Annotated in this window: 15 protein-coding genes; 7 read left to right on the top strand and 8 right to left on the bottom strand. The window is 64.4% G+C overall.

The window, feature by feature from the left end:
- Positions 1–30: 30 nt before the first annotated feature.
- Both KCX70_RS21490 and KCX70_RS21485 read right to left on the bottom strand, forming a co-directional pair.
- Entirely contained in the window at positions 31–4,401 is a 4,371-nt protein-coding gene (locus KCX70_RS21490) for a PAS domain S-box protein (RefSeq protein ID WP_212618772.1), read from the bottom strand.
- A gap of 211 nt (positions 4,402–4,612) precedes the next feature.
- The gene (locus KCX70_RS21485) at positions 4,613–6,277 is read right to left on the bottom strand and encodes a L,D-transpeptidase family protein (RefSeq protein WP_212618771.1); all 1,665 of its coding nucleotides are present in this window, start codon (positions 6,275–6,277) and stop codon (positions 4,613–4,615) included.
- 221 nt (positions 6,278–6,498) lie between these two features.
- Between KCX70_RS21485 and KCX70_RS21480 the strand changes: the two genes are divergently transcribed.
- Complete coding sequence (locus KCX70_RS21480) at positions 6,499–7,206, top strand: murein L,D-transpeptidase catalytic domain family protein (protein WP_021208730.1); 708 nt, start codon at positions 6,499–6,501, stop codon at positions 7,204–7,206.
- A gap of 228 nt (positions 7,207–7,434) precedes the next feature.
- Here the strand turns inward: KCX70_RS21480 and KCX70_RS21475 are convergent, their stop codons facing one another.
- Together KCX70_RS21475 and KCX70_RS21470 are read right to left on the bottom strand one after the other, a co-directional pair.
- Positions 7,435–9,234 (bottom strand): GspE/PulE family protein, encoded by a 1,800-nt coding sequence (locus tag KCX70_RS21475; RefSeq protein ID WP_212618770.1) that lies wholly within the window; start codon positions 9,232–9,234, stop codon positions 7,435–7,437.
- An 810-nt stretch (positions 9,235–10,044) separates the two neighbouring features.
- A complete protein-coding gene (locus KCX70_RS21470; protein WP_212618769.1) occupies positions 10,045–11,409 on the bottom strand; it encodes an inorganic triphosphatase in 1,365 nt (454 codons plus the stop codon).
- A 104-nt stretch (positions 11,410–11,513) separates the two neighbouring features.
- Between KCX70_RS21470 and KCX70_RS21465 the strand changes: the two genes are divergently transcribed.
- The 4 genes from KCX70_RS21465 (at position 11,514) to argA (ending at position 16,148) form a co-directional block, all read left to right on the top strand.
- The gene (locus tag KCX70_RS21465) at positions 11,514–12,191 is read left to right on the top strand and encodes a TIGR00153 family protein (protein ID WP_102846792.1); all 678 of its coding nucleotides are present in this window, start codon (positions 11,514–11,516) and stop codon (positions 12,189–12,191) included.
- A gap of 38 nt (positions 12,192–12,229) precedes the next feature.
- On the top strand, positions 12,230–13,495 hold the full coding sequence (locus KCX70_RS21460) for an inorganic phosphate transporter (RefSeq protein WP_212618768.1): 1,266 nt from the start codon (positions 12,230–12,232) through the stop codon (positions 13,493–13,495).
- A 99-nt stretch (positions 13,496–13,594) separates the two neighbouring features.
- Positions 13,595–14,749 (top strand): acetylornithine deacetylase, encoded by a 1,155-nt coding sequence (argE, locus tag KCX70_RS21455; RefSeq protein ID WP_212618767.1) that lies wholly within the window; start codon positions 13,595–13,597, stop codon positions 14,747–14,749.
- Between the two features lie 97 nt (positions 14,750–14,846).
- Entirely contained in the window at positions 14,847–16,148 is a 1,302-nt protein-coding gene (gene argA, locus KCX70_RS21450) for an amino-acid N-acetyltransferase (protein WP_212618766.1), read from the top strand.
- 868 nt (positions 16,149–17,016) lie between these two features.
- Here the strand turns inward: argA and gshA are convergent.
- The 3 genes from gshA to KCX70_RS21435 all read right to left on the bottom strand — a co-directional run bounded on the left by gshA (position 17,017) and on the right by KCX70_RS21435 (position 21,429).
- Positions 17,017–18,597 carry a glutamate--cysteine ligase gene (gene gshA / locus KCX70_RS21445; protein ID WP_212618765.1) on the bottom strand — a complete coding sequence of 527 codons (1,581 nt, stop codon included), beginning with the start codon at positions 18,595–18,597 and terminating at the stop codon, positions 17,017–17,019.
- A 117-nt stretch (positions 18,598–18,714) separates the two neighbouring features.
- Positions 18,715–19,104, bottom strand: coding sequence for a PaaI family thioesterase (locus KCX70_RS21440; RefSeq protein WP_102852621.1), 390 nt, complete (start codon positions 19,102–19,104; stop codon positions 18,715–18,717).
- Between the two features lie 3 nt (positions 19,105–19,107).
- Positions 19,108–21,429 (bottom strand): Tex family protein, encoded by a 2,322-nt coding sequence (locus KCX70_RS21435; RefSeq protein ID WP_212618764.1) that lies wholly within the window; start codon positions 21,427–21,429, stop codon positions 19,108–19,110.
- A 228-nt stretch (positions 21,430–21,657) separates the two neighbouring features.
- Between KCX70_RS21435 and lapG the strand changes: the two genes are divergently transcribed.
- Both lapG and KCX70_RS21425 read left to right on the top strand, forming a co-directional pair.
- Complete coding sequence (lapG, locus tag KCX70_RS21430; protein WP_212620406.1) at positions 21,658–22,353, top strand: cysteine protease LapG; 696 nt, start codon at positions 21,658–21,660, stop codon at positions 22,351–22,353.
- Between the two features lie 9 nt (positions 22,354–22,362).
- Positions 22,363–24,345, top strand: a complete 1,983-nt coding sequence (locus KCX70_RS21425) for an EAL domain-containing protein (protein ID WP_102846796.1) — start codon at positions 22,363–22,365, stop codon at positions 24,343–24,345.
- On the opposite strand, the gene KCX70_RS21420 is transcribed toward KCX70_RS21425, so the two are convergent.
- Positions 24,310–24,639 (bottom strand): tryptophan synthase subunit beta, encoded by a 330-nt coding sequence (locus KCX70_RS21420; protein WP_212618763.1) that lies wholly within the window; start codon positions 24,637–24,639, stop codon positions 24,310–24,312. The genes KCX70_RS21425 and KCX70_RS21420 overlap by 36 nt on opposite strands.
- Positions 24,640–24,682: the final 43 nt, after the last annotated feature.

Here is a 24,682-nt window from a genome sequence, read left to right as displayed (position 1 = left end):
AGTGTGCGGCGGCCGACAGAGTTCCTCGGTTCACTCATTACGCTCGAGCAACTGGCGGACCTTGGTGCCGAGGGCTTCGATGCTGAAGGGCTTGGGCAGCATATCCATGCCGGGCGCGAGGAACTCGCCTCGCACCTCGGCATTCGGCGCGTAGCCGGTAATGAACAGCACGGGCAGTTCCGGGCGTTGCTGACGGGCGATCTCGGCCAATTGCCGACCGTTGATACCCGGCAGGCCGAAGTCGCTGACCAGCAGATCGATACGCTGGTCGCTTTTCAGCAGCGGCAGTGCGCTGGCGCTATCCACCGCTTGTTCGACGCGGTAGCCCAGCTCCTGCAGTACCTCGACCACCAGCATGCGGACGGCGGCTTCGTCCTCCACGACCAGTATGGTTTCGTCGGGGTGCGCGCCCTGTATCGGCCCGGGCTCGCTGCCGTGCCCCTGTCGCGGTTCCAGAGACTGCTGGTTGCGCGGCAGGAACAGCGTGATCAGCGTGCCTTCTCCAGGCGAGCTGTCGATGCGTACATGGCCGCCGGTCTGCTTGATGAAGCCATAGACCATCGACAGGCCCAGGCCGGTGCCCTGGCCGATTGGTTTGGTGGTGAAGAAAGGATCGAACGCCTTGGCCACCACTTCCGGCGGCATGCCCGAACCCGTGTCGGCCACGCTGAGGGTCACGTAGTCACCCTGCTCGGGACCGTCGGGCTGTGACGTGCCGATCCGTACGCAACCGGTCTGAATGATGATCCGGCCGCCGTCACTCATGGCATCGCGTGCATTGATCACCAGGTTCAGCAGGGCGTTTTCCAGCTGATGGGCATCGGTGTAAGCCAGCCACGGATCGGGTAACAGGTACATGGCGAACTCGATGTGCTCGGCCATGGTGCGGCGCAGCATGTCCTCCATGGACTGTACCAACTGGTTGACGTCCACCGGCTGCGAATCCAGTGACTGGCGCCGGGCGAACGCCAGCAGACGGTGAGTCAGTGCGGCGGCGCGGTTGGCCGAACTGGTGGCGGCATCGACGTAGCGGGTCAGGTCGTTTACCCGGCCACTGGCGACCCGCCGCTGGATCAAGTCGAGCGCGCCCAGCACACCGGTCAGCATGTTGTTGAAATCGTGGGCGAGGCCGCCGGTGAGCTGGCCGATGGCCTCCATCTTCTGCGCGTGGCGCAGGGTTTCCTCGGCACGCTCGCGCTCGCTCATCTCCACGTGCAGCAGATGGTTAATCTCGGCCAGTTCGCGGGTTCGCTCGGCCACGCGCCGTTCGAGGTTGTCGTTGAGCTCGCGCAGCGCCTCTTCGGCAGCGACCTGGGCTGTAATGTCGGTATTGGTGCCGAACCAACGGGTAACCTGGCCGAAATCATCGCGAATCGGCACCGCGCGCGAAAGGAACCAGCGGTACTGGCCGTCCTTGCCGCGCAATGGGAACGTTTCCTCCCAGACCGAACCGATGGCCACGGCGCGTTTCATCGAGGCGCTGACCCGCACGTGATGGTCGGGGTGGTGCACCGATCGCCAGCCCAGCGCGCGCATAGCTTCCAGCGTGGTACCGGTGTAGTCGTACCAGCGCTTGTTGTACCAGTAGATGCGCCCGGAGGGGTCGGCCATCCAGGCGAACTGGCTCATGTTGTCAGCCAGGGTTCGGAACTGTTCCTCGCTGGCGCGTAGTGCCCGTTCGGCGCGCATTCGCTCGTCCGCGGTCCAGGCGCGGTCAGCGACCTCGCGGATGAAGGAAATGTCGTCTTCGGCCCACTGCCGTGGGCGGTCCTGCAGCAGGATCAGCGCGGCGATCAGGCGCCCCTGTTCCTGCAGCGGCACGCAGACCAGGCTCTGGATACGTCGCAGGCGCAGGCTTGCCGCCTGCGCGGCGGTGCGGGTGTCATGGAGGACGTCATCGACCACGACCAGCTCGTCGTTCTGCAGGTCGTAAACGAAGTCGCCGTAGTCTGCGAAGCACATGCGTTCGCTGAAGTCGCCTAGCGCACCGTCGCTCCAGTACCGCTCCATCGTGGCGTACTGACCGCCCGGGTCGACCGTCAGGAAGGCCGCGCGGGTGACGTTGAGGCTCATGCCCAGTGCGCGCACCGCCGCCGTCACGATGGTAATGCTGTCCGGCTGGCCTCGCAGCAGATCGCCGAGCTCCATCAGTACCGTTTGTCGCTGCTCGGTCACCTGGCGTTCGCGTATCTGCTCTTCGAGCAGGGCGTTCATCCGCAGCAGCTTCAGTTCGGCGTTGCGTTCGGTAGTGATATCCCGGGCCGTGCCAAGCATGCGCACCCGGCCATCGGCATCGATCAAGCGCCGGCCGCGATTGGCCAGCCAGCGGAACTGATCGTTGCGCTCATCGTAGACTCGATAATCCAGATTCAGCTCACCGTCGCTGACACCCTCTAGCGCGTTGCGGAAGGCTTCGATCAGCGAGCGCCGATCGTCGGCGTGAACACGGGCGAGAAACTCATCGACCGACAGGGCCGGCTCGTTCGGCGCCACACCGGCCAGCGCCTTGAGCTGCCCATCCCAATGCAGGGTGTTGCGCTGGTAGTCGTAGTCCCAGACGCCGATCGAGGCGATTTCGTTGGCCAGGCTGACCCGTTGCTCGGCCTCCAGCAGTGCCTTGCGCGCGCGGGCCCGGTCGCCAGCGGCGCGGATGCGTTCGGCCACTTCGCGCACCAGGGAAATGTCGGCCTGGCTCCAGGGCCGCGATTGATGGCTGGCGAACAGCAGGAAGGCGCAGTGCGAGGTCGGTTCCTGCAGGGGTGCCAGCAGCAGGCTGGGGTAGCCAAGGTGGTCGTGCAAGGCGCCGCATTCGTCACGGCAGTCGGCTTCGTCGAGCAGGTCCTCGAACGGCACGATGAGTCCCTGGGCCATGCGCAGGCGCAGAATGCCGGCACAGCTGCCCAGGGAGCAGGGCGCGCCATCCGTCTGTTCGGTGTGCGGCCAGCGACCGTTGATATGCACGCCACCCTGCTCGTCGAGACGGCCGAGGGCGATGCAGTCGACCTGCATCAGTGGCGCCAACTGCTCGGCCATGAGGTCGGACAGGTCGATTCGACCATCGGCGTCCTGCAGGTGATCGCTGAGGTCCAGCAGATAGGCCTGCTGCGCCTCGCTGCGGGTGCGCTCGCTGATGTCGGTGAAGGTGCAGATGGCGCCATGCAATACACCGTCGCGGTACAGCGGGGCGACTCGGTACTCCACCGGCAGGCTGCTGCCGTCCTGGCGGAAAAACAGCTCGTAGGCCACGTGGGCGGGCTCACCGGTGCTGGCGGTGCGCTGGATCGGGCAGTCCGCCACTGCATAGGGCGAGCCATCCGGATGGCTGTGGTGGATGACCTGATGCAGCTGGCGGCCGAGTACCTGATCCCTGCTGGGGAAGCCAAGTAGCTCAATGAACGCTTGGTTGCATAGCGTGACGAAGCCGTGGGTGTCTACCGAGTAGAAGCCCTCGCTGGCCGAGTCCAGCAGCAGACGCGTGAAGGCCTCGCTTTCCAGACGCTCGGTCTCGGCGCGGCGGCGTTCGTCGATGTCCTGCGCCACCAGTACCCAGTGCAGCAGGTTGCCGTCGCGGTCATAGACTGGCGCGCCACAACCCTGGAACCAGCGAGCGGAACCGTCGGCGGCAAGCAGGGGGACCTCGAAACTGCCGGACTTGCCGCTCTTGAGTGCCGAGTGCCATTGCTGCAGCACCGCATCCCGGTGATCCGGCGCCACGCCCTTCAGCCAGCCCCAGCCGGCCGAATCGCTGGCCGACAGGCCGGTGAAATCGCACCAGTAGCGATTGCAGAAAATCAGCGAACCACCGGCGTCACACTGCCAGATGACCTGTGGGCTCAGATCCACCAGCGCGCGATAGCGCTCGTCGGCCTCGCGAACCGAAGCCGCGTCCGCACCGGGCTGGGCGTCGCCGTCGCGCCGCGAGTGCTCGTCGTGCTTGTCGGTTTGGGGGCGTGCCAGCAGGGCGATGATCTGCCGAGCCAGCATCTGAAGGCGCGCAACCTGCCGCTCGGTCAATGCGCTGGCAACCTCGTTCATCACACAGAGCGCGCCGAGCGCCACACCGTCCGGGCTGCGCAGGGCAACCCCGGCAAAAAAGCCCGTGGACGAGGGGCTGCACGGATCATTGGCGAGGTTTTCGATCACCAGTGGCCGATGGCTGTCGATCACGCGTGCGCACAGCGCCTGAGCTGGGCCAACGGCGGATTGGACGCTACCGAAAGCCGCCTTGATCCATTGACGATCCTTTTCGAGGAACACGATGGCGGCGCTGGAGCAGTCGCAGAGATCCGCTGCAAGCGCTGCCAAATCGTCGAAGGGCGCCTGCGCTGGCGTATGGACGTCGTAACGGCCAAGTGCTGCCAGGCGCGCGGCCTCGCTGACGGTGTTGTCTGCTTTCTCCATGTTCACGTGTTCTGCTCGGCTATCCATGACGGCAAGAATGTCGTGCCCAGCCGTAAGACCCGAGCATCGGCGTGTAGCGGTGTTACCTGATTATTGACTGGCGCACGGCGCGGCGAAAGGTGTCTGGTGCGGGATTCATCGCAAGTAGACCGCGCCCGAGGGAGCTTCGGCCAGTGCCGCCGGTCCGGTCGTTCGCCGCGGGGCCTGTGGATCACTCACCGCTCGCTGGGGCGTGGCGGGCGGCGCCGTCTGGCGGACCTTCGAGCAACCGACCGCGATCGGCGGCCTGCAATGCGGCCAACAGGGCAGGATCGCGCCCGTACACATCGGGCCGGTAGCGAGCCTGCCCGGTGCTGTCGGCCTCGGCGGTCCAGTAGGCCAGCAGGATAGGCGTGGGCTTGGCCAGGCCGAACTCGTGAGTCTGTCCCGTCGCGAGCAGCCGATCGAAGCGGTCCTGCTCGCCTTCGGTCAGTAGCAGATCGACCAGTTGCATCACCGATTCGACCCGGACGCAGCCAGAGCTGAAGGTTCGTTGCGAGCGTTCGAACAGGCCCTGGCTCGGCGTGTCGTGCAGGTAGATGGAGAAAGGGTTGGCGAAGCGAATGACCAGCCGTCCGAGCGGATTGTCGGGCCCGGCTGCCTGCCGCAGCATGATCCTGCCGGGGTTGCTCCAATCGACCTGCGTCGGGTCCAGCACCTTGCCCTGATAGTCGAGCACCTGCATGTTGTGGCTGGCCAGATAGTCCGGGTTCTCACGGATCGTCGGCAGCTTGTCCTCGCGCAGGATGGTCGGCGGTACGGTCCACGTCGGGTTTAGGGTCAGGCGGGTAACGTTCGATTTGATCGCCGGAGTCTGGCGGGTATTGCGGCCGACCTGGCTGCGGGTCTCCCACTGCGGACGGTTGCCGTTGAAGAAGATCACCCGCCCTCCGGCAATGTCGACCAACAGCGAGCGCGCCTCGATATCGCTAGACAGCCAGCGGAACCGTTCGAGATTGATCTTCAGCTGGTTGAGACGATCGGTCGGGGTCACGTTCAACGCGGTTCGGGTTTCATTGCCCAGCACGCCGTCGTCCTGTAGCCCGTGAAGACGCTGGAATGCCTTGAGCGCCTGCTCGATCGAAGCGCTATAGCGCATTTCGGAATCGGTCGGCGGGACGGCAGCGGGCAGATAGCCGTCGCTGGCCAGGCGCTGGCGCAGCAGCGGCACACGAGGGTCCGACATGCCGGGGCGCAGGGTCGGGCCGGCCGGAATCGGCAACCATTGCCGCGGCGGTTCGGCCCGCAGCCGCGCATGCGCCTGGCGCAGGTTGTGATACTGCTCGAGCGTCGGCCGCGCCCTGTCGAAAGCCCCCTCGAGGTCCGTCAGGCCGTTGTCAGCTATTTCCAGCAGCGGGTCGTCCTGCTGCGGTGCCGCGGCATCAGGGCTGCGCCAGACCGGCTCCAGCCGATCCTGCGGCAGGCGCCCATGTCTCAAGTGCCGTAGCGCCAGCAGGTAGGCGTGAGTGGCGAGAATGTCGCTGCACTCGCGATGCAGCGGTTCGCTCGTGGCGGTCTGCATGGCCCGGCGAATGGCCTCGGGATGATAGATCGCCGGATTCAGGCCGTCGTCGACCAGTGCGTCGAGCTGCCCGAGCAGCTTGTCGAGTTGCGCGTAGGAGGTCCAGAGCGCTTCGAAACGGTGCCGGCGATAAAGCGCTTCGAGCGGCTGCACTGCCGTCTGGCCGATCTCGGCGAGCGGGCCTTCGCAGCTGCTGGTCAGGGTTTGCAGGGCCTGGTGAATCGGGCTGGGCGGGTCGTCGGCGGGCTGTGCCAACGCCAGCAAAGGAGCGAGTAACCCCAGGATAACCAGACGAAATGCATGTTTTTTGTACAACGCTCCACTCCCGGGCATCCAAGCGACTGCTAGACTCCGCGGCTCAATCCGCTGCGGTTTTGGAAAGCCAAGCCCTTGCGGACCACCACAAAATGACCTGTCAGCCGTGTGGAAGCCCTGTCGGCTCCCGCCTGACCTGTTTCGCTGCCACTCATGCCGGCAGTGCGTGAGACGCCAGTCGAGGCACGTTCGGCCTTGGCGTCGATGAGGTATTTCAACACATGATGGTTTCGTTCCGACGCCTTTTACTCGTCGCAGGCCTATTTCTGTCGACGCCGCTCCTGGCGGCCACTCCCACCTACCAGCCAATGGTCGACGACCTGGCACCCTTGGCGCCCACGCTGAACCGCAAGGTGCTCACCCATGCCGTCGCGGCCATGCAGTGCGCAGTCAACAACGGTGCCAGTCCCGCGCAACGGCTTGCGGTAATCGACTTCTCGCTGCCGTCGTCGGAACGACGGCTCTGGATCTTCGACCTGCAACAGCGGCGATTGTTGCTGGAAGATTTTGTTGCTCATGGCAAGAAGTCCGGCGAAAACCTGGCTACGCGCTTCTCCAACGTGCTCGGCAGTCACCAGTCGAGCATCGGTCTGTTCCGCACCGCCGAAAGTTACAGCGGCAAGCACGGCTACTCGCTGCGCATGGACGGGCTCGAGCCCGGCGTGAACGATCTGGCGCGTGAGCGGGCCATCGTGATCCACCCCGCCGAGTACGTGAATCCCGCCTGGATCGAAACCCAGGGCCGCATCGGCCGCAGTCAGGGCTGCCCCGCGGTGCGCCCGGAAGTGGCGCGCATGGTGGTCGATAGCCTGAAAGGCGGGCAGTTCATGTTTTCCTGGTACCCGGACCAGCAGTGGCTGCAATCCTCGGCCTACCTGAACTGCAAACCCGCGCGGGTCGCGACGATCCTGGCGGCGCGGCAGGGGTAAACGGCTGACAGGAGCGCTGGGGCTGGAAGGCTGAACGAAAAAGGCGTTCCGAGTGGTCGGGTAAGACTTTCCAAACTGCGGGCGGCGTAGGGTGGATCACGCTTCACCGATCCACCGGCGGAGTTGTGGTGGATGTAAAAAGCGACCTCCACCCTACAATCACCTCCAGCCTCCAGCCTCCAGCCTCCAGCCTCCAGCCTCCAGCCTCCAGCCTCCAGCCTGTTTTTTCTATTTCTGCTCACTCTGCGGCGTCACCCGCAGCACTTCCTCCAGCGTGGTCAGCCCCGCGGCGATCTTCTGCGCGCCGGACAGGCGCAGGCTGTGCATGCCGTCCTTGAAGGCCTGACGACGCAAGGCGATGAGGTCGGTGTCGGCGGTGATCAAGGGTTTGATCGCGTCGTTGAGCAACATGATTTCGTAGACGCCCGCACGGCCACGGTAGCCGGTGTCGCGGCATTCGATGCAGCCCACCGCTTGCTGTGCATGGCTCGGCAGTGGGGCGTTCCAGGGCTTGGTCAGGGCCTGCCAGTCATCGGCGTCCAGCTGCACCGGCGCCTTGCAGTGCGGGCACAGGGTGCGCACCAGACGTTGCGCCATGACGCCCAGCAACGTCGCACGTAGCAGGTAATGCGGCACGCCCAGTTCCAGCAATCGCGTGATGGCACTTGGCGCATCGTTGGTATGCAGGGTCGACAGCACCAGGTGCCCGGTGAGCGCGGCCTGGATCGCCATTTCCGCCGTTTCCAGATCGCGAATCTCGCCGACCATGATGATGTCCGGATCCTGGCGCATCAGCGCGCGCACGCCGCTGGCGAAGGTCAGGTCGATGTTGTGCTGTACCTGCATCTGGTTGAACGCGCCCTCGATCATCTCGATCGGGTCCTCGATGGTGCAGACGTTTACCTCGGGCGTCGCCAGCTGCTTGAGCGTGGTGTAGAGGGTGGTGGTCTTGCCCGAGCCAGTCGGCCCGGTGACCAGGATGATGCCGTTGGGCTGGCCGGTCATGCTCTGCCAGCGGCGCAGGTCCTCGGCGGAAAAGCCCAGCTGGTCGAAGCCCTTGAGCAGCACTTCCGGATCGAAGATGCGCATCACCATCTTTTCGCCGAAGGCGGTCGGCAGCGTCGACAGGCGCAGCTCCACCTCGCCGCCGTCCGGGGTCTTGGTCTTAACCCGGCCGTCCTGCGGCTTGCGTTTTTCCGCGACGTTCATTCGGCCCAGGGTCTTCAACCGGCTGACCACCGCCATCGCCACCTGCGGCGGGAACTGGTAGACGTTGTGCAGCACGCCGTCGATGCGAAAGCGCACCGTGCCCTGTTCGCGGCGCGGCTCGATGTGGATATCACTGGCGCGCTGGTCGAAGGCGTACTGGAACAGCCAGTCGACGATGTTGATGATGTGCGAGTCGTTGGCATCCGGCTCCTGATCGCTGGCGCCGAGGTTGAGCAGCTGTTCGAAGTTGCCGGCGCCGCTGACCTTCTGGTCGGTGGCGGTGGCGCCGCTGACCGACTTGGCCAGGCGATAGAACTCGACAGTGAAGCGCTGCAGGTCGACCGGATTGGCGACGACTCGCTTGATCGGCCGCTTGAGCACGTGGGTGAGGTTGGCTTCCCAGCTTTTGACGAACGGCTGGCTGCTGGCGATGGTCACCGCCGAGTTGTCCACCGCCACGGCGAGGATCTTGTGGCGCTGGGCGAAGGCGTAGGACATCAGCGGAGTGACCGCGGCCACGTTGATCTTCAGCGGGTCGATGCGCAGATAGGGCTGCCCGGCCTGCTCGGCGAGCCAGACCGTGAGCGTCTCGAGGTCAAGTTTCTTGCCCGGGCGCGCCAGGTCATCGAGCTGCTGCGCGGCGATGAATTCCAGCGGGTGCTGCTGGGCGTTCGACGCGCGGCGCCGCAGGGCCATGCATTGCTCGGCAGCGTCCTGCGGTAGGCGCCCTTGGGCGACGAGTTCGCGCAATAGGTCGTTGAGGTCGAGGAAACGGTCCTGGGCGGGAGCATTCAGCACAAGTAGAGGCCTTTCGATCATGCGGAAACAGAGGCCAAGCTTGCCGATAAAACCGCATACTGTCTGCGGCAAGCTGCATCTTTGCGGTGCCCGTCGCGCAGTTTTGATGGCGGCGGTGCTTAGGCGTCGAAGGCAAAACCAGCGCCGTTGGTTGCGACCATTCCGGCAAGTCACAGACCGCAGCCGCTTGCTCGCCTTTTTTCGCGGTCAAGACCGCTCCCACAGGGAGGCTGAACCGCTACCGGCCATCAGGCTAAACGCTGAGCTTCTGGTGAGCGGCCGACCGTCAGACTAAACGCTGAGCTTTGGTGGGAGCGGTCTTGACCGCGAAGAGGTCTGCAGGGGACTTGGCGGTTGAAGGCAAAACCGGCACCGTTGGCCGCGGCAGGCCCGGCAAGCCGCAGACCTCAGCCGCTTGCTCGCCTTTTTTCGCGGTCAAGACCGCTCCCACAGGGCCAGGCTGAACCGCTACCGGCCATCAGGCTAACGCTGAGCTTCTGGTGAGCGGCCGACCGTCAGACTAAACGCTGAGCTTTGGTGGGAGCGGTCTTGACCGCGAAGAGGACCGCAGGGGACTTGGCGGTTGAAGGCAAAACCGGCACCGTTGGTTGCGGCCGTTCCGGCAAGTCGCAGACCTCAGCCGCTTGCTCCCTTTTTTCGCGGTCAAGACCGCTCCCACAGGGGGCCAGGCTGAACCGCTACTGGCCATCAGGCTAAACGCTGAGCTTCTGGTGGGAGCGGTCTTGACCGCGAAGAGGACCGCGCGGGACTTAGCGGTTGAAGGCAAAACCAGCGCCGTCGGTGGACCGATCACGCGCCGGCCCCAGCCCTCTACTTCATCAACAGCTTCCACGGCTTGAGGGTCCATACCCTATGGGCCTGGTCTACTCGCGCATCGAGCACCTCGTCGCCAAGCGGCTGCGACGACAACGCGTAGAGCTTGGCCAGCTCGCCGTACAGACGGTCGGTTTCCGGCAGTTCCAGCGTGGCGCGGGCCAGATGCAGCCAGACTAGCAGGCGCTCCATGCGCGGGCGCTGTTCAGCCAGGTCTTCGGGCTGTTGCTGATAGCGCGGAAGTTGCAGTGCCTGAGTTTCCTCGGCCAGCAGGCGGGGCAACCAACTGCCCAGCTCGGCAGCGCCCTGGCGGTTGCCGCGGTTGTTGCGCTCGGCAGTCCATGCGCGCTGTAGCAACCACAGCGAGGCGCTCAGCGAGAACAGGCCCCAGCGCGGTTGCGCCAATTCGGCGGCGAAGTCGGCCGGCGCGGCCTGGCGGACGCTTTCATCGTCCTGGCCCGCTTCGAGGCGCGGGCGCCAGTCCTGGATCAGCGCGTCCAGCCGCTCGCGCAGTTCGCGGCTGCTGGCGCGCGGTGCGGCTTGGCCAAGGCTGCCGAGCAGGGCACGCAGCTCGATCAGTTGCTGCAGCCACTCACCAAGCAGTTTCCAATGCCCGTTGTAGCGGTATTGCTCAGCCAGCCGCTGGCTGTTGCCGAGCAGGAACCAGGCCAGCGCGGCGAAGGCGTCGTCCAAGGGCATGCCGGCCTCGACCTGCGGCGCCGGCAGGCTCAGCGAGTAGCTGTCGGCATCGTACAAGCGGTAGCCGCGTTCGGCCTTGCTGATGTCACAGGGCATCAGCGGCAGGTCGGCGGCCAGCTCGGTGGCCAGCTCCAGCAGCGCTTCGGGTTCGCCCTGGCGCAGCTCGAGCTCCAGCTCGCAGATTTCCTCGCTCCGCTTGCCGACGACGACCTTGCCCAGGTCCAGTGCCGCCTCGATGACCACCTTCGACTTGCCGCGTCCCCAGGCGATCTCGGCTTTTTCGCGGACGAAATCGGTGGTGAAGATCGGCTTCAGCGTCTTCTTGTCCAGCTCGGCCAGGCTGGCCGGCCAGCAGTCGTCCGCGAGTTTCTTCACATCCAGCTTGGCCTTGTCCAGGTACCAGTCCCACTCGTTGCGTTCGGACAGGCCGGCCACGCTCTGGCCTCGGCTCTTCAGCGTCTGGATGAACTGTTCGCCGTCGCGCCGCAGACGCAGCGCGACCTTGGCCTGCGCCAGCTCGCGTTCCGGCGTGTCGTAGTACTGGTTGAATAGTTCATGCCGCTGCCAGCCGCTCTTGTTGCGCTTTTTCAGCAGCGGATGCTCACGTAGCGCCAGCAGGGTTTCGCGACTGGCGCGCAGTTTGATTTCGGTTTCTTTCTGCATGATGCCCAGATGATGCCTATGTTTGAGTGTGACCAACGTCACTTGGTGGCGGCCCTTTGAGGTCATCCGTATACTTGCCGCCTTCTGAAGCCGGGGTGTTCCCTATGCCAATCAATCCTTTCGTCAGCCTGTTCGGACGCTCGCCTATCGGTCCGATGCAACAGCATATGGCCAAGTCTCACGAATGTGCCGCCAACCTGGTTCCGCTGTTCCAGGCGATCACGGCAGAAGACTGGGAACGGGTCGAACAGATCCAGAAAGAGATGGCCCGACTGGAAAACGAGGCCGACAAGCTCAAGAAGAGCGTTCGTCAGCACCTGCCCAAAAGCCTGTTCCTGCCGGTTCCGCGCTCGGATTTGCTGGAGCTGCTGAGTGTACAGGACAAAATTGCCAACCGCGCCAAGGACATCGCCGGCCTGATGCTGGGCCGCTGCATGACCATCCCGCTGGCGTTGCAGCCAGAAATGATGGCCTTCGTTCAGCGCAGCGTCGATGCCAGTTGCCAGGCGCTCAAGGCACTCAAGGAGTTGGATTCGCTGCTCGAAACCGGCTTCAGCGGTCGTGAAGCCACGCTGGTGGAAAAGATGGTCGAGGAGCTCGAGGAGATCGAGCGTGAAACCGACCGCATGCAGATCACGGTGCGCCGTGCCCTGTTCAAGCTGGAAAAGGACTTGCCTCCAGTCGACGTGATGTTCCTCTACAAGATCATCGAATGGATCGGTGACGTGGCCGACCGTGCCGAGCGTGTCGGCAACCGTCTGGAACAATTGCTGGCGCGCTGAGGCGCCAGCGTCCTTTCTGGGTTCAACAGGTAATTCTTATGTCATTTATTTCGGAATACGGCTTCGTACTCCTGATCCTTGCCTGCGCCTTCGGTTTCTTCATGGCCTGGGGCGTGGGTGCCAACGACGTCGCCAACGCCATGGGCACCTCGGTCGGTTCGCGGGCGCTGACCATCAAGCAGGCCATCATCGTGGCCATGATCTTCGAGTTCTGCGGCGCCTACCTGGCCGGCGGCGAAGTCACCGAGACCATCAAGAACGGCATCGTCGATGCGGAAGTCATTTCGCCTGATCTGATGGTGCTGGGCATGATGTCGGCGTTGCTGGCGGCGGGCACTTGGCTGATGGTCGCCACCATGAAGGGCTGGCCGGTATCCACCACGCATTCGATCATCGGTGCCGTGATCGGCTTTGCCGCAGTGGGTATATCCGTCGATGCCGTGCATTGGGATGCGATCGGCCCGATCGTTGCCAGCTGGGTGGTCACGCCCATGCTTTCGGGCATCGTCGCTTTCGGCCTGTTCATGAGCGTGCAGAAGCTGATCATCAATACTGACGAGCCGTTCCTCAACGCGAAACGGTTCGTGCCGCTGTACATGTTCCTCACCGGCTTCATGGTCGCGTTGATGACGGTGACCAAGGGCCTCAAGCATGTCGGTCTGACATTGAGCAGCAGTCAGGGCATGCTGCTGGCATTCGCCATCGGCGTGCTGGTGGCCTTGATCGGCGTCGCGCTGCTGTCGCGGATCAAGGTGGACGAGGAAGCGGACCGTACCTTTCACTTCGCCAGCGTGGAAAAGGTCTTCGCCGTTCTGATGATCTTCACTGCCTGTTCCATGGCCTTCGCCCACGGCGCCAACGATGTGGCCAATGCGGTCGGCCCGCTGGCAGCCGTGGTCGGCGTCATCCAGTCCGGCGGTGCGGCAGAAATCGCGGCCAAATCGGCGGTGCCGGGCTGGGTACTGCTGCTCGGCGCCATCGGTATCGTCATCGGTCTGGCGACCTACGGCTACAAGGTGATCGCCACCATCGGCAAGGAAATCACCGAGCTGACCCCGAGCCGCGGCTTCGCCGCAGAGCTGGCCACCGCGACCACGGTGGTCGGCGCCTCTGCCATCGGCTTGCCGGTATCGACCACGCATACCCTGGTCGGCGCGGTGCTGGGCATCGGCATCGCGCGCGGTATCGGCGCACTGAATCTCGGAGTGGTCGGCTCGATCTTCATGTCCTGGCTGATCACCCTGCCGGCCGGGGCGTTCCTGGCCATCCTGTTCTTCACCATCCTCAAGGCGATCTTCGTCTGAACCAATCGTCGCCGCAGCTTTTCCCTCATCGGTGAGGCTGCGGCGGTGCGTTTCATGTTTCACTGGGTGCCTTCGTAGTCGTCTTTCTGGAGGTCGCCGGTGCCCATCCCCTCGCTCAAAGACCAGTTCGCCGCGCTGATCGCAGCTCCCTCGGTAAGCTGCACGCAAGCGCATTGGGATCAGACCAACCGCCCCGTGATCGACCTGCTGGCAGGCTGGCTGAGCGATCTCGGCTTCGCCTGTGAGATACAGCAGATCACGCCGGGCAAGTTCAACCTGCTCGCCAGCTACGGCAGTGGGCCGGGTGGGCTGGTTTTGGCCGGACACAGCGATACCGTGCCCTTCGACGCTGAGTTGTGGACGGCCGAGCCGCTGCGACTGCGCGAAGCCGATGACCGTTGGTACGGCCTCGGCAGCTGCGACATGAAAGGTTTCTTTGCGCTGATCATCGAAGCCGTGCTGCCGCTGCTCGATAAGCCGTTCAAGCAACCGTTGCTGATCCTCGCCACCTGCGACGAAGAGAGCTCGATGTCCGGCGCCCGTGCGCTGGCCGAGGCCGGGCGGCCGCTGGGGCGTGCGGCGGTGATCGGCGAGCCGACCGGCCTGCGCCCGGTGCGTTTGCACAAGGGCATCATGATGGAGGGCATCGAGATCCATGGGCAGAGCGGGCACTCCTCCAACCCGGCCTACGGCCACAGCGCGCTGGAGGCGATGCATGAGGTCATGGGCGAGCTGATGGCGCTGCGCCGTGAATGGCAGAGCAAATACAACAACCCGCTGTTCGACGTGCCGCAACCGACTTTAAACCTCGGCTGCATTCATGGCGGCGACAACCCCAACCGGATCTGCGGGCAGTGTTCGCTCGAGTACGACCTGCGGCCGTTGCCGGGCATGGAGCCCGAGCAGCTACGCGACGCAATCGCCGGGCGGCTGCGACCGGTGGCTGACCGGCATCAGGTGAAGATCGACCTGGCGCCGCTGTTCCCCTGCGTGCCGGCATTCGATCAGCCGGCGGACGCCGAACTGGTCAGGCTGGCCGAGCGGCTCACCGGTCATGCCGCCGAGGCGGTGGCCTTTGCTACCGAAGCGCCTTATCTTCAGCAGCTTGGCTGCGAGACGCTGGTGCTTGGCCCCGGCGACATCGCTTGCGCCCACCAGCCGGACGAGTATCTGGAACTGGACCGAATCGAACCCACTGTGAGGTTGCTGCGCGGGATGATAGAACACTATTGCCTGCAACCGGGCCGAGGATAGGAGCAGGTCTGGCGATTGATCGCAGCATGACCCTGCTCCCGCACCCCCACTCGAACCGACTCCCGGACTGAACGAGCTGTTACTGAAGGCTTTTGCAATGCACAACTACGTCACTTGGCTCCGCGACTCCTCGCCCTATATCAATGCGCACCGCGACCGCACGTTCGTCGTCATGCTGCCTGGCGACGGCCTGGAGCACCCCAACTTCGCCAACATCGTTCACGACCTGGTGCTGCTGCACAGCCTCGGCGTGCGCCTGGTGCTAGCGTTCGGCTCGCGGCCGCAGATCGAAGCGCGGCTGGCCGCCCGCGGCATCGAGCCGCGTTTCCACCGCGACCTGCGTATCACCGACTCGGCGACGCTTGAATGCGTGATCGATGCCGTTGGCCATATGCGCATCGCCCTGGAAGCCCGGCTGTCGATGGACATGGCGGCCTCGCCGATGCAGGGCGCGCGGCTGCGTGTGGCCAGCGGCAACTTCATCACGGCGCGGCCGATCGGTGTGCATGATGGGGTCGACTACCAGCACACCGGCGAAGTGCGTCGCGTTGATCGCAAGGGCATTGGCCGGCTGCTCGACGAGCGCACCATCGTGCTGCTGTCTCCGCTGGGCTATTCGCCGACCGGGGAAATCTTCAACATCGCCTGCGAAGACATCGCCACCCGCGCCGCCATCGATCTACAGGCCGACAAGCTGGTGCTCTACGGTGCCGAACGCGGCCTGCGCGACGAAAGCGGCAAGCTCGTACGTGAGCTGCGTCCGCCGCAGATCCCGGCCTATGTCGAGCGCCTCGCCGGCACCTACCAGGCCGAGCTTCTCGATGCCGCCGCACAGGCCTGCAAGGGCGGCGTGCGCCGCAGCCATGTGATCAGCTATGCCGAGGACGGTTCGCTGCTCAACGAGCTGTTCACCCGCGACGGTGGCGACGGCACCCTGGTGACCCAGGAGCAGTTCGAGCAGTTGCGCGAGGCAACCATCGAGGACGTCGGTGGGCTGATCGACCTGATCACGCCGCTGGAAGAGCAGGGCATTCTGGTCCGCCGCTCGCGCGAAGTGCTGGAACGCGAGGTCGAGCAGTTCAGCATCGTCGAGCGCGACGGCCTGATCATCGCCTGCGCGGCGCTCTACCCGATCGCCGATTCGGACGCCGGCGAGCTGGCCTGCCTGGCCGTGAACCCCGAATACCGCCATGGCGGTCGCGGCGACGAGCTCCTCGAACGTATCGAAGCGCGCGCCCGTGCGCTGGGCCTGAAAACCTTGTTCGTGCTCACCACCCGCACGGCGCACTGGTTCCGCGAACGCGGCTTCGAGCCCAGCGGCGTGGAGCGGCTACCGGCCGCGCGGGCCTCGCTCTACAACTTCCAGCGCAATTCGAAGATATTCGAGAAGGCGCTGTGAGGCAGACCTGCCAGCCAAGGCAGAGGCTAGCGGAGAGATGTGAGAGAAGGGTGGAGAGGTGCGAGTGGGAGCGGTCTTGACCGCGAATGGCTCTACATCGGCGTCCGGTCTGTTCGCGGTCAAGACCGCTCCCACAATTTGCTTGACGCAGCACAGACGTAGGGCGGGTGAAACCCGCCGAGGTGCTTCAGCCAATTACCTTGGGGCCGCGCACGGTGCGGCGATGTATTGAGTCGGCTTCCACCGGTAAGTGGCGGGCTGAAAGCCCACGGCCTGAGCAGCCCTGTCAGCCAAGCACAGCGGCGCAAGTGGGAGCGGTCTTGACCGCGAATGGCTCTGCATCGGAGCCCAATCTGTTCGCAGTCAAGACCGCTCCCACAATTCGCTCGCTTCACGCAGCACAGACGTAGGGCGGGTGAAACCCGCCGAGGTGCTTCAGCAACCACCTTGGCGCCGCGCATGGTGGGGTGATGCGTTGAGTCGGCTTCCACCGGTTAGTAGTGAGCTAAAGCCCACGGCCTGAGGTAGCCCAGTCAGCCAAGCACAGCGGCGCGAGTGGGAGCGGTCTTGACCGCGAATGGCTCTGCATCGGCCCCCGATCTGTTCGCGGTCGAGACCGCTCCCACAAGTCGCTTCACGCAGCGCTGGCGTAGGGTGGGTGAAACCCGCCGAGGTGCTTCAGCCAATCACCTTGGCGCCGTGCATGGTTCGGCGATGCGTTGAATCGGTTTCTACCGGTAATTGGTCGGCTAAAGCCCAAAGCCTGAGGCAGCCCTCTCAGCCAAGCACAGCGGCGCAAGTGGGAGCGGTCTTGACCGCGAATGGGGGCAAGTCCAGCCCCACCCGGCCGCACTGAATCGCTTCCAAGCTACAGCTGCGTCAAACTCCGCTGATACTCCTCGACGAAGCTGTCGAAATCCTGAGTGTCCGCCGCTTCCATCTCGGTCTGCTGCGCCAGTGAGCTGCGCGCCGCTTCGTCGAACCAGGCCACGTCGGCATCGGACAGTGCGCGGCTACGGAAGTCTTCGGCGTGCTGGCGAGTCTGACGCAGTGCGAACTGGCTGAAGCTTTCGCCGTGGCGGCGCATCGCTTCAAGTACCTGGGCCGAGGGGGTCAGGCTGCTGTCGTCGACCTTGGCCTGTTGCGCGGCGATCGCGCGGATATGCTCGTCGCTGCCCTGGCTGCGGTCCAGCAGTTCGGCGACCTGGCTGATCTGGCCGATCAGCTCGCTGGCCCACTGCTGCAGGCTGACCGGTTCGCCGCAACGGCTCAATTCCAGGCCCGGCTCGCGCCCCTGCTTGACCACCTTGAGGAAGTTATCGCTACTGGCCCGACATTCGCCCTCGATCAGACAGGGGCTCTGCTGCAGCGCACAGAACAGCAGGAAGGCATCGAGGAACCGCGCTTCGCCAAGGTCGATGCCCAGCGGCAGGAACGGGTTGATGTCCAGGCAGCGCACTTCGATGTACTGAATACCGCGCGCACGTAGCGCATGCAGCGGGCGCTCGCCGGTGCCGGTGACACGCTTGGGCCGGATGTTCGAGTAGTACTCGTTCTCGATCTGCAGAATGTTGGTATTGAGCTGCTGCCACTTACCCTCGGCGTCCTTGGTGCCCAGCGCCGCGTATTCGGGGTAGGGCGTGGAGACCGCCTTGTGCAGGCTGCTGGTGTAGCTGGGCAGGTCGTCGTAGCAGGGCGTGAGGCCTGCCTGGGCGTTGCTCTGGTAGCCCAGGTCGCTCATGCGCAGGCTGGTGGCGTAAGGCAGGTAGAGCGTTTCGTCGTCGAACTGTTCGAGCTGGTGCGCCCGCCCACGCATGAAGGACGCATCCAGCGCCGGCGAAGCGCCGAACAGGTACATCAGCAGCCAGCTGTAGCGACGGAAATTGCGGATCAGGGCGATATAGCGCCAGGACTGGTAATCCCGCGGCGAGCGGCCATCCTGCTCGTCGGCCTGCAGTACGGACCACAGTGCCTCGGGCAGCGAGAAGTTGTAGTGGATACCGGCGATGCACTGCATGGTCTTGCCGTAGCGCAGCGCCAGGCCCTGGCGATAGACGTACTTGAGCCGGCCGATGTTGGAACTGCCGTACTCGGCGATGGGTATCTGCGCTTCTTCTGGCAGTAGCCCCGGCATCGAGGGGCTCCAGAGAAACTCGCTGTCCAACCGGCTATAGGTGTAGCGATGGATGGCATCGAGCTCGTCCAGCGTCCGGCCCGGGTCGGTTTCGGTGCCGGTGATGAATTCCAGCAGCGCCTCGGAATAGTCGGTGGTGATCTTCGGGTGCGTCAGTGCCGAACCCAGTGCCCGCGGGTGCGGGGTCATGGCCAGCTGACCGTCGTTGTCGATGCGCAGGCATTCCCGCTCGATCCCATGCAGGCATTGCGAGAGCAGCGGAAGGTTTGGATGCTCGGCCAACAGTGCCAGGCGGTGGGAGAGGAGGTCGCTCAAGTTTGGGTTCCTTCACGCATCAGTCGGCACAATATGGGGCGGCGAGCGACAAGCTTCAAGCCACAAGAGCGGGCTCGATGTGCTGAGTTGACGCTCGTAGCGTGTTGCCTGCCGCTTTTAGAGGCAGGCGAAGGTCGATTGTGCCTTGGCCACCAGCTTTTCACCCTGATGAACCTCGGCCTCCAGCACCTGAGTGCGCCGCCCGCCATGCACCACCCAGGCGCGGCAAATCAGTTCACCGTCCGTCACCGGACGGATGTAGTTGACCTTGCATTCCAGGGTTACGCTGTTCGGCGAACCATCGCCCAGGCTGTGGCTCGCCTGACCCATGGCCGTATCGATCAATGAGAACAGCGCGCCGCCGTGCAGTTTGCCGTGCAGGTTGCGCAGACCGTCATGCATCTTCAGGCTGAGGATGGCCTCGCCACCTTCGGCCTTGAGAATCTCCAGGCCCAACAGGCGCCCGAAGGCGCTGCTGCTGCCGATCGCTTCGGCTTTTGCGCTCACGGCTTATTTCCTCAGACTCTTGGCATTGGCGAACAGCGCGGCCATGGCGTTGTTGGCTGGTGCCGGCTTCGTCTCCGGCTTGCTCGGCTTGCGCTCGCCGCGCGCCTGGCCGCCACGGTTGTTGCCACCGCCGCGCATGGTGTCCGCCTTCTCGCCCGGGGTATCGCTCATGCGCATGGACAGGCCCACGCGCTGTCGCGGGATGTCCACCTCCATGACCTTGACCTTGACGATGTCGCCGGCCTTGACCACTTCGTACGGGTCCTTGACGAACTTCTCCGACAGCGCGGAGATATGCACCAAGCCGTCCTGATGTACGCCGATATCGACGAAGGCACCGAAGTTGGTCACGTTGGTCACCACACCTTCGAGCACCATGCCGGGCGTGAGGTCGCTGAGCTTCTCCACACCCTCCTGGAATTCGGCGGTCTTGAACTCGGGGCGAGGATCGCGACCGGGCTTCTCCAGCTCCTGAAGGATGTCGCTGACGGTGACCAGGCCGAAGGTCTCATCAGTGAACTGCTTCGGGTCGAGGCGCTTGAGAAAGGCCGAGTCGCCGATCAGCGAGCGGATGTCGCGGCCGGTGTCCTGGGCGATGCGCTTGACCAGCGGATAGGTTTCCGGGTGCACGGCGGACGCGTCGAGCGGGTTGTCGCCGTTCATCACACGCAGAAAGCCGGCGGCCTGCTCGAAAGTCTTGTCGCCCAGACGCGGCACTTTCTTCAGCTCACTGCGTGCCTTGAACGCGCCGTTGGCGTCGCGGTAGGCCACGATATTCTGCGCCAGTGTGGTATTCAGGCCGGAGATACGCGCCAGCAGCGCCACCGAGGCGGTGTTGACGTCGACACCGACGGCGTTCACGCAGTCCTCAACCACGGCATCCAGCGAGCGTGCCAATTTGAGCTGGGAGACGTCGTGCTGGTACTGGCCGACGCCGATGGCTTTCGGCTCGATCTTCACCAGTTCGGCCAGCGGGTCCTGCAGGCGACGGGCGATAGACACCGCGCCGCGGATCGAAACGTCCAGATCCGGGAACTCCTTGGCCGCCAGCTCCGATGCCGAATACACCGAAGCGCCCGCTTCGGAGACCATCACCTTGGTCAGCTTGAGGCCCGGCACCTGCTTGATCAGGTCGGCGGCGAGCTTGTCGGTTTCGCGGCTGGCGGTGCCGTTACCGATGGCGATCAGGTCGACGGAGTGCTTGGCGCAGAGCTTGGCCAGTACGGCCAGGGTGCCGTCCCAGTCGTTGCGCGGGGCGTGTGGGTAAACGGTGGCGGTATCCAGCAGCTTGCCGGTGGCATCGACCACCGCAACCTTGCAGCCGGTGCGCAGGCCCGGGTCGAGGCCCAGAGTGGCGCGCGGGCCGGCCGGCGCGGCCAGCAGCAGGTCGTGCATGTTGCGGGCGAAAACGCCAATAGCGTCGTCCTCGGCTTTGTCGCGCAGCTCGCCGAGCAGGTCGGTTTCCAGATGAGTGTAGAGCTTCACCTTCCAGGTCCAGCGCACCACTTCGCCGAGCCACTTGTCCGCCGCGCGGCCACGGTTGGTGATGCCGAAGCGCTCGCCGATCATCACTTCGCCCGGGTGCATGGTGCCGGGCGCTTCGTCACCCACCTTCAGGCTGACGCTCAGCACACCTTCGTTGCGCCCGCGGAAGATCGCCAGGGCACGGTGCGACGGCGCGCTCTTGAGCGGCTCGTCATGCTCGAAGTAATCGCTGAACTTGGCCCCTTCGTTCTCTTTGCCCGGCACCACACGCGCACTCAGGGTGGCGTTGTGGCTGAGGAAATCGCGCAACTTGGCGAGCAGGTTGGCATCCTCGGCGAAGCGCTCCATAAGGATGTACTTGGCGCCTTCGAGCACGGCCTTGGTGTCGGCGAAGCCCTTCTCGGCATCGACGAAGCGCGCGGCTTCGCTTTCCGGGTTCAGCTCGGGGTCGGCAAAAATCGCATCGGCCAGCTCGCCGAGGCCGGCTTCCAGGGCGATCTGGCCCTTGGTGCGGCGCTTCTGCTTGTAGGGCAGGTAGAGGTCTTCGAGGCGGGTCTTGGTGTCGGCGAGATCGATCTCACGCTTGAGTCCGGGGGTGAGCTTGCCCTGCTCTTCGATGCTGGCGAGGATCGACGCGCGGCGATCGTCCAGCTCGCGCATGTAGCGCAGGCGCTCTTCGAGCAAGCGCAGCTGGGTGTCGTCGAGGCTGCCGGTGACTTCCTTGCGGTAGCGGGCGATGAAGGGCACGGTGGAGCCTTCGTCGAGCAGCGCCACGGTGGCGGCAACCTGTTGCGGGCGCACGCCCAGTTCTGCGGCGATGCGGGAATTGATACTGTTCATTGGATGTCCTGCGGGCGGAAATGACGGCCGACCGGCCAGAAAAGCGCGGAGTATAACCGGCGATCCGTTGCTTCGGGCGCTCGGCATACCCCGTTGCCAGCCGTCGCGCCAGACATCGCGGCGCTTGTCTTTTGGCGGTCATGCCGCCACCATCGAGATATTTAAATGGCACTGCGCCATCATTGGCGGAGCCTGCTTACGCTGTTCCTTGACCAAGAGTTCGCCCTCATGTCCGGCCAGGTGCGGCTGTTCGCCCTCCGATATCCCCTCGTCTTGCTGGCCGTGCTAGGACTGGTTCGGCTCGGCTGGGCGGCCACCGGCGATTGGGATTTCGGTCGCATCCTGAGTGTCGCCGAGCAGCGGCACGGGCCGCTCGGAGAGGGGCGTAACCGCCTGCTGGCCTGGCAATCGTTGCTGACCGAGCAGACGGGCGCCGCAGAGTACGACCAGCTGCGAGCGGTGAACACTTTCTTCAACGTGCAGCTGCGCTTCGAGGATGACCGCGCGCTATGGGGGCAGGGCGATTACTGGGCAACGCCGGTCGAGGCGCTGCGCATCGGTGGAGGTGATTGTGAGGACTACGCCATCGCCAAGTACATCACTCTGCGGCGGCTCGGCATCTCCGCCGAAAAGCTGCGCATCACCTACGTCAAGGCGATTCGCCTCAATCAGGCGCACATGGTGCTGACTTACTACGAGCAACCCAGCGCCGTACCCGTAGTGCTGGATAATTTGGTAGGCGGCATCCTTCCGGCTACCCAGCGTACCGATCTGGTGCCGGTATATGCGTTCAACGGCGAGGGCCTGTGGTTGCCCGGCCGTAGCGGAGACAGGCAGGTCAGCGATAGCAAGAGGCTCTCGCGCTGGCAGGACCTGTTGAAAAAGATGCACAAGGAAGGTTTTCCAGACGACTCTGGATCCTAGGAGTTCAACATGTCCCTGTTCAAACAGCTGTTACTGGCCATCTGCCTTTTTTTGCTGGCCGCTTTCACTGGCAGCTTCGTGGTCAGTCTGGAAAGCTCGCGCGGCCAGTACGCCAATCAACTGCGCTCTCACGCGCAGGATGCAGCCACCGCGCTGGGGCTGTCGCTGACAGCCAACATCGACGATCCGGCAATGGTCGAGCTGGTCGTCAGCTCGCTGTTCGACAGCGGCTACTACCAGTCGATTCGCGTGGTCGCGCTGGACAGCGAGCAGCCGATGATCGAGCGTCAGGCCGAGCCGGATGCGGGCAGCGCGCCGCAGTGGTTCGTTCGGCTCATCGACCTGCAACCCGAGGGCGGTGAGGCCATCGTCAGCCGTGGCTGGCAGCAGGTGGCACGGGTCGAGGTGGTGAGCCATCCGATGTTCGCGGTGTCGCGCCTGTGGCAGAGCACTCTTGGCATGTTCGGCTGGCTGCTATTGTGCGGTATGGTCAGCGCCGTGCTCGGCGCGCTGTTGTTGCGCCGGCAACTCCGTCCGCTCGACGACATGGTCGCGCAATCCCAGGCCATCACCCGCCGGGAGTTCCTCAGCGTGCCGCAGCTTCCCGCCACGCCGGAGTTGCGTCGCGTGGTACTGGCCATGAACCTGATGGTCGAGAAGCTCAAAGCATTGTTCGATGAAGAGGCCCGGCGAAGCGAACGCCTGCGCGACGAGGCCTACCATGATGGGCTGACCGGGCTGAGTAACCGCCGCCACTTTGACATGCAATTGCAGGCACGTCTGTGCGGCGAGGACCTGGCCGGCAGCGGCTACATGTTCCTGCTACGCATCAACGACCTTGCCGGGCTCAACCAGCGGCTCGGCGGCGCCCGCACGGATGAACTGCTGCGTGCGGTGGCCGCGCAACTGCGCCAGGTGACCGGTGACCGCTACCTGATCGGGCGCACCCGCGGCGGTGAGTTCGCCCTGCTGGCCGTGGGCCTCGATACGCTGGAAGCCGAACGGCTCGCTGAGCAACTCGCCCATGGTTTGGCCACGTTACAGCAGACTGGCCTGAGCGATTGTCTGCCGGTAGCCCACATTGGCTTGACGCATTTCTCCCAGGACCATACCGAAGCAGCGCTCTATGCCGCGCTCGATCAGGCGCTGGCGCAGGCCGAAAGCCAGGCGCGCCAAGGCTGGGCCTGCTACGAAGCGACGCAAACCGCCCCGGTGACCGAGCAGCACCGCGACTGGTACCAGCTACTCGACAACGCGCTGGAAAACAGCCTGCTGCAACTGTATGTCCAGCCGGTGATGAGTGCGGTCGAACCGCAGCAGTTGATCCATGGCAAGGTGCTGGCGCGGTTGGTCGATCACCAGGGTAATGTGATCTCCGCGGCGCGCTTCCTGCCGTGGTTAGAGCGCTTCGGTTGGACCTCGCGGCTTGACCTGGCCATGCTCAGGAAGGCGCTGGCAACGCTTGAACTTAAGCATACGCCGCTGGCGATCAGCCTGGGCGGGGCTACCCTCAGCGAACCCGCAGCGCGCGAGCGGGTATTCGAATTGCTGGCGCAGCACAGTGATGTCGCTGGCCTGCTCACGCTCGAACTGGACGAAGCCCAGCTGCCGGACCAGGCGAGCCTCGAGTCGCTGGCAAGACGCCTGCACCAACTGGGATTCGGCCTCGGCATCCAGCACTTCGGCGGGCGGTTCAGCATGATCGGCAACCTGGCGCGGCTCGGACTGGGCTACCTCAAGGTCGATGGCAGCTACATCCGCGGCGTCGATGCCGAGAATGACAACCACCTGTTCATCCAGGCGATGCAGCGCGCCGCGCACAGCATTGACCTGCCGCTTATTGCCGAGCAGGTCGAGACCGAAGGCGAATGGCTGACGCTGCGTGAGCTGGGCTTCGAAGGTGGCCAGGGCCGGCTGCTGGGCAATCCGGCTCCGTTGAGCGAAGAGAACAGCCGCTCAGATCAGGCCGGTATCGTCATCGTCGACCAATAAGCGAGTCGCGCCGAGCGCATCACGCGCCCGGCTCCGCCCTGCCAGCTTGGCCTGAGCCGAATCCGGTAGGTCGGTGATCCGCAGCACGCCCTTGTCGATCAAGGCGTGGATCAAGTCCTCCAGTACCCGCACCATCTCCAGATCGCTCTGGCGCAAGTGGGCAAGACTATCCTGAGCGGCAAGCCAGGCGCGCACTTCGCTGTCGTCGTCCGGCAGTTCGCCGGCCATGTCGTCGAAGGGCGACGGCTCGACCCGCAGCAGCCGTCCGCTGGAATCACGCGTGATATAGAACACTCGGCATCCTCGTATGGGAGTAGCGACGATACCCGCCAGCGGT

Origin of the sequence: Stutzerimonas stutzeri (assembly GCF_018138085.1) — a bacterium.
In the GTDB taxonomy this organism is placed as follows: domain Bacteria; phylum Pseudomonadota; class Gammaproteobacteria; order Pseudomonadales; family Pseudomonadaceae; genus Stutzerimonas; species Stutzerimonas stutzeri_AI.
The sequence above is the reverse complement of the archived record's forward strand: the minus strand, read 5'-3'. Positions and strand labels throughout refer to the sequence as shown.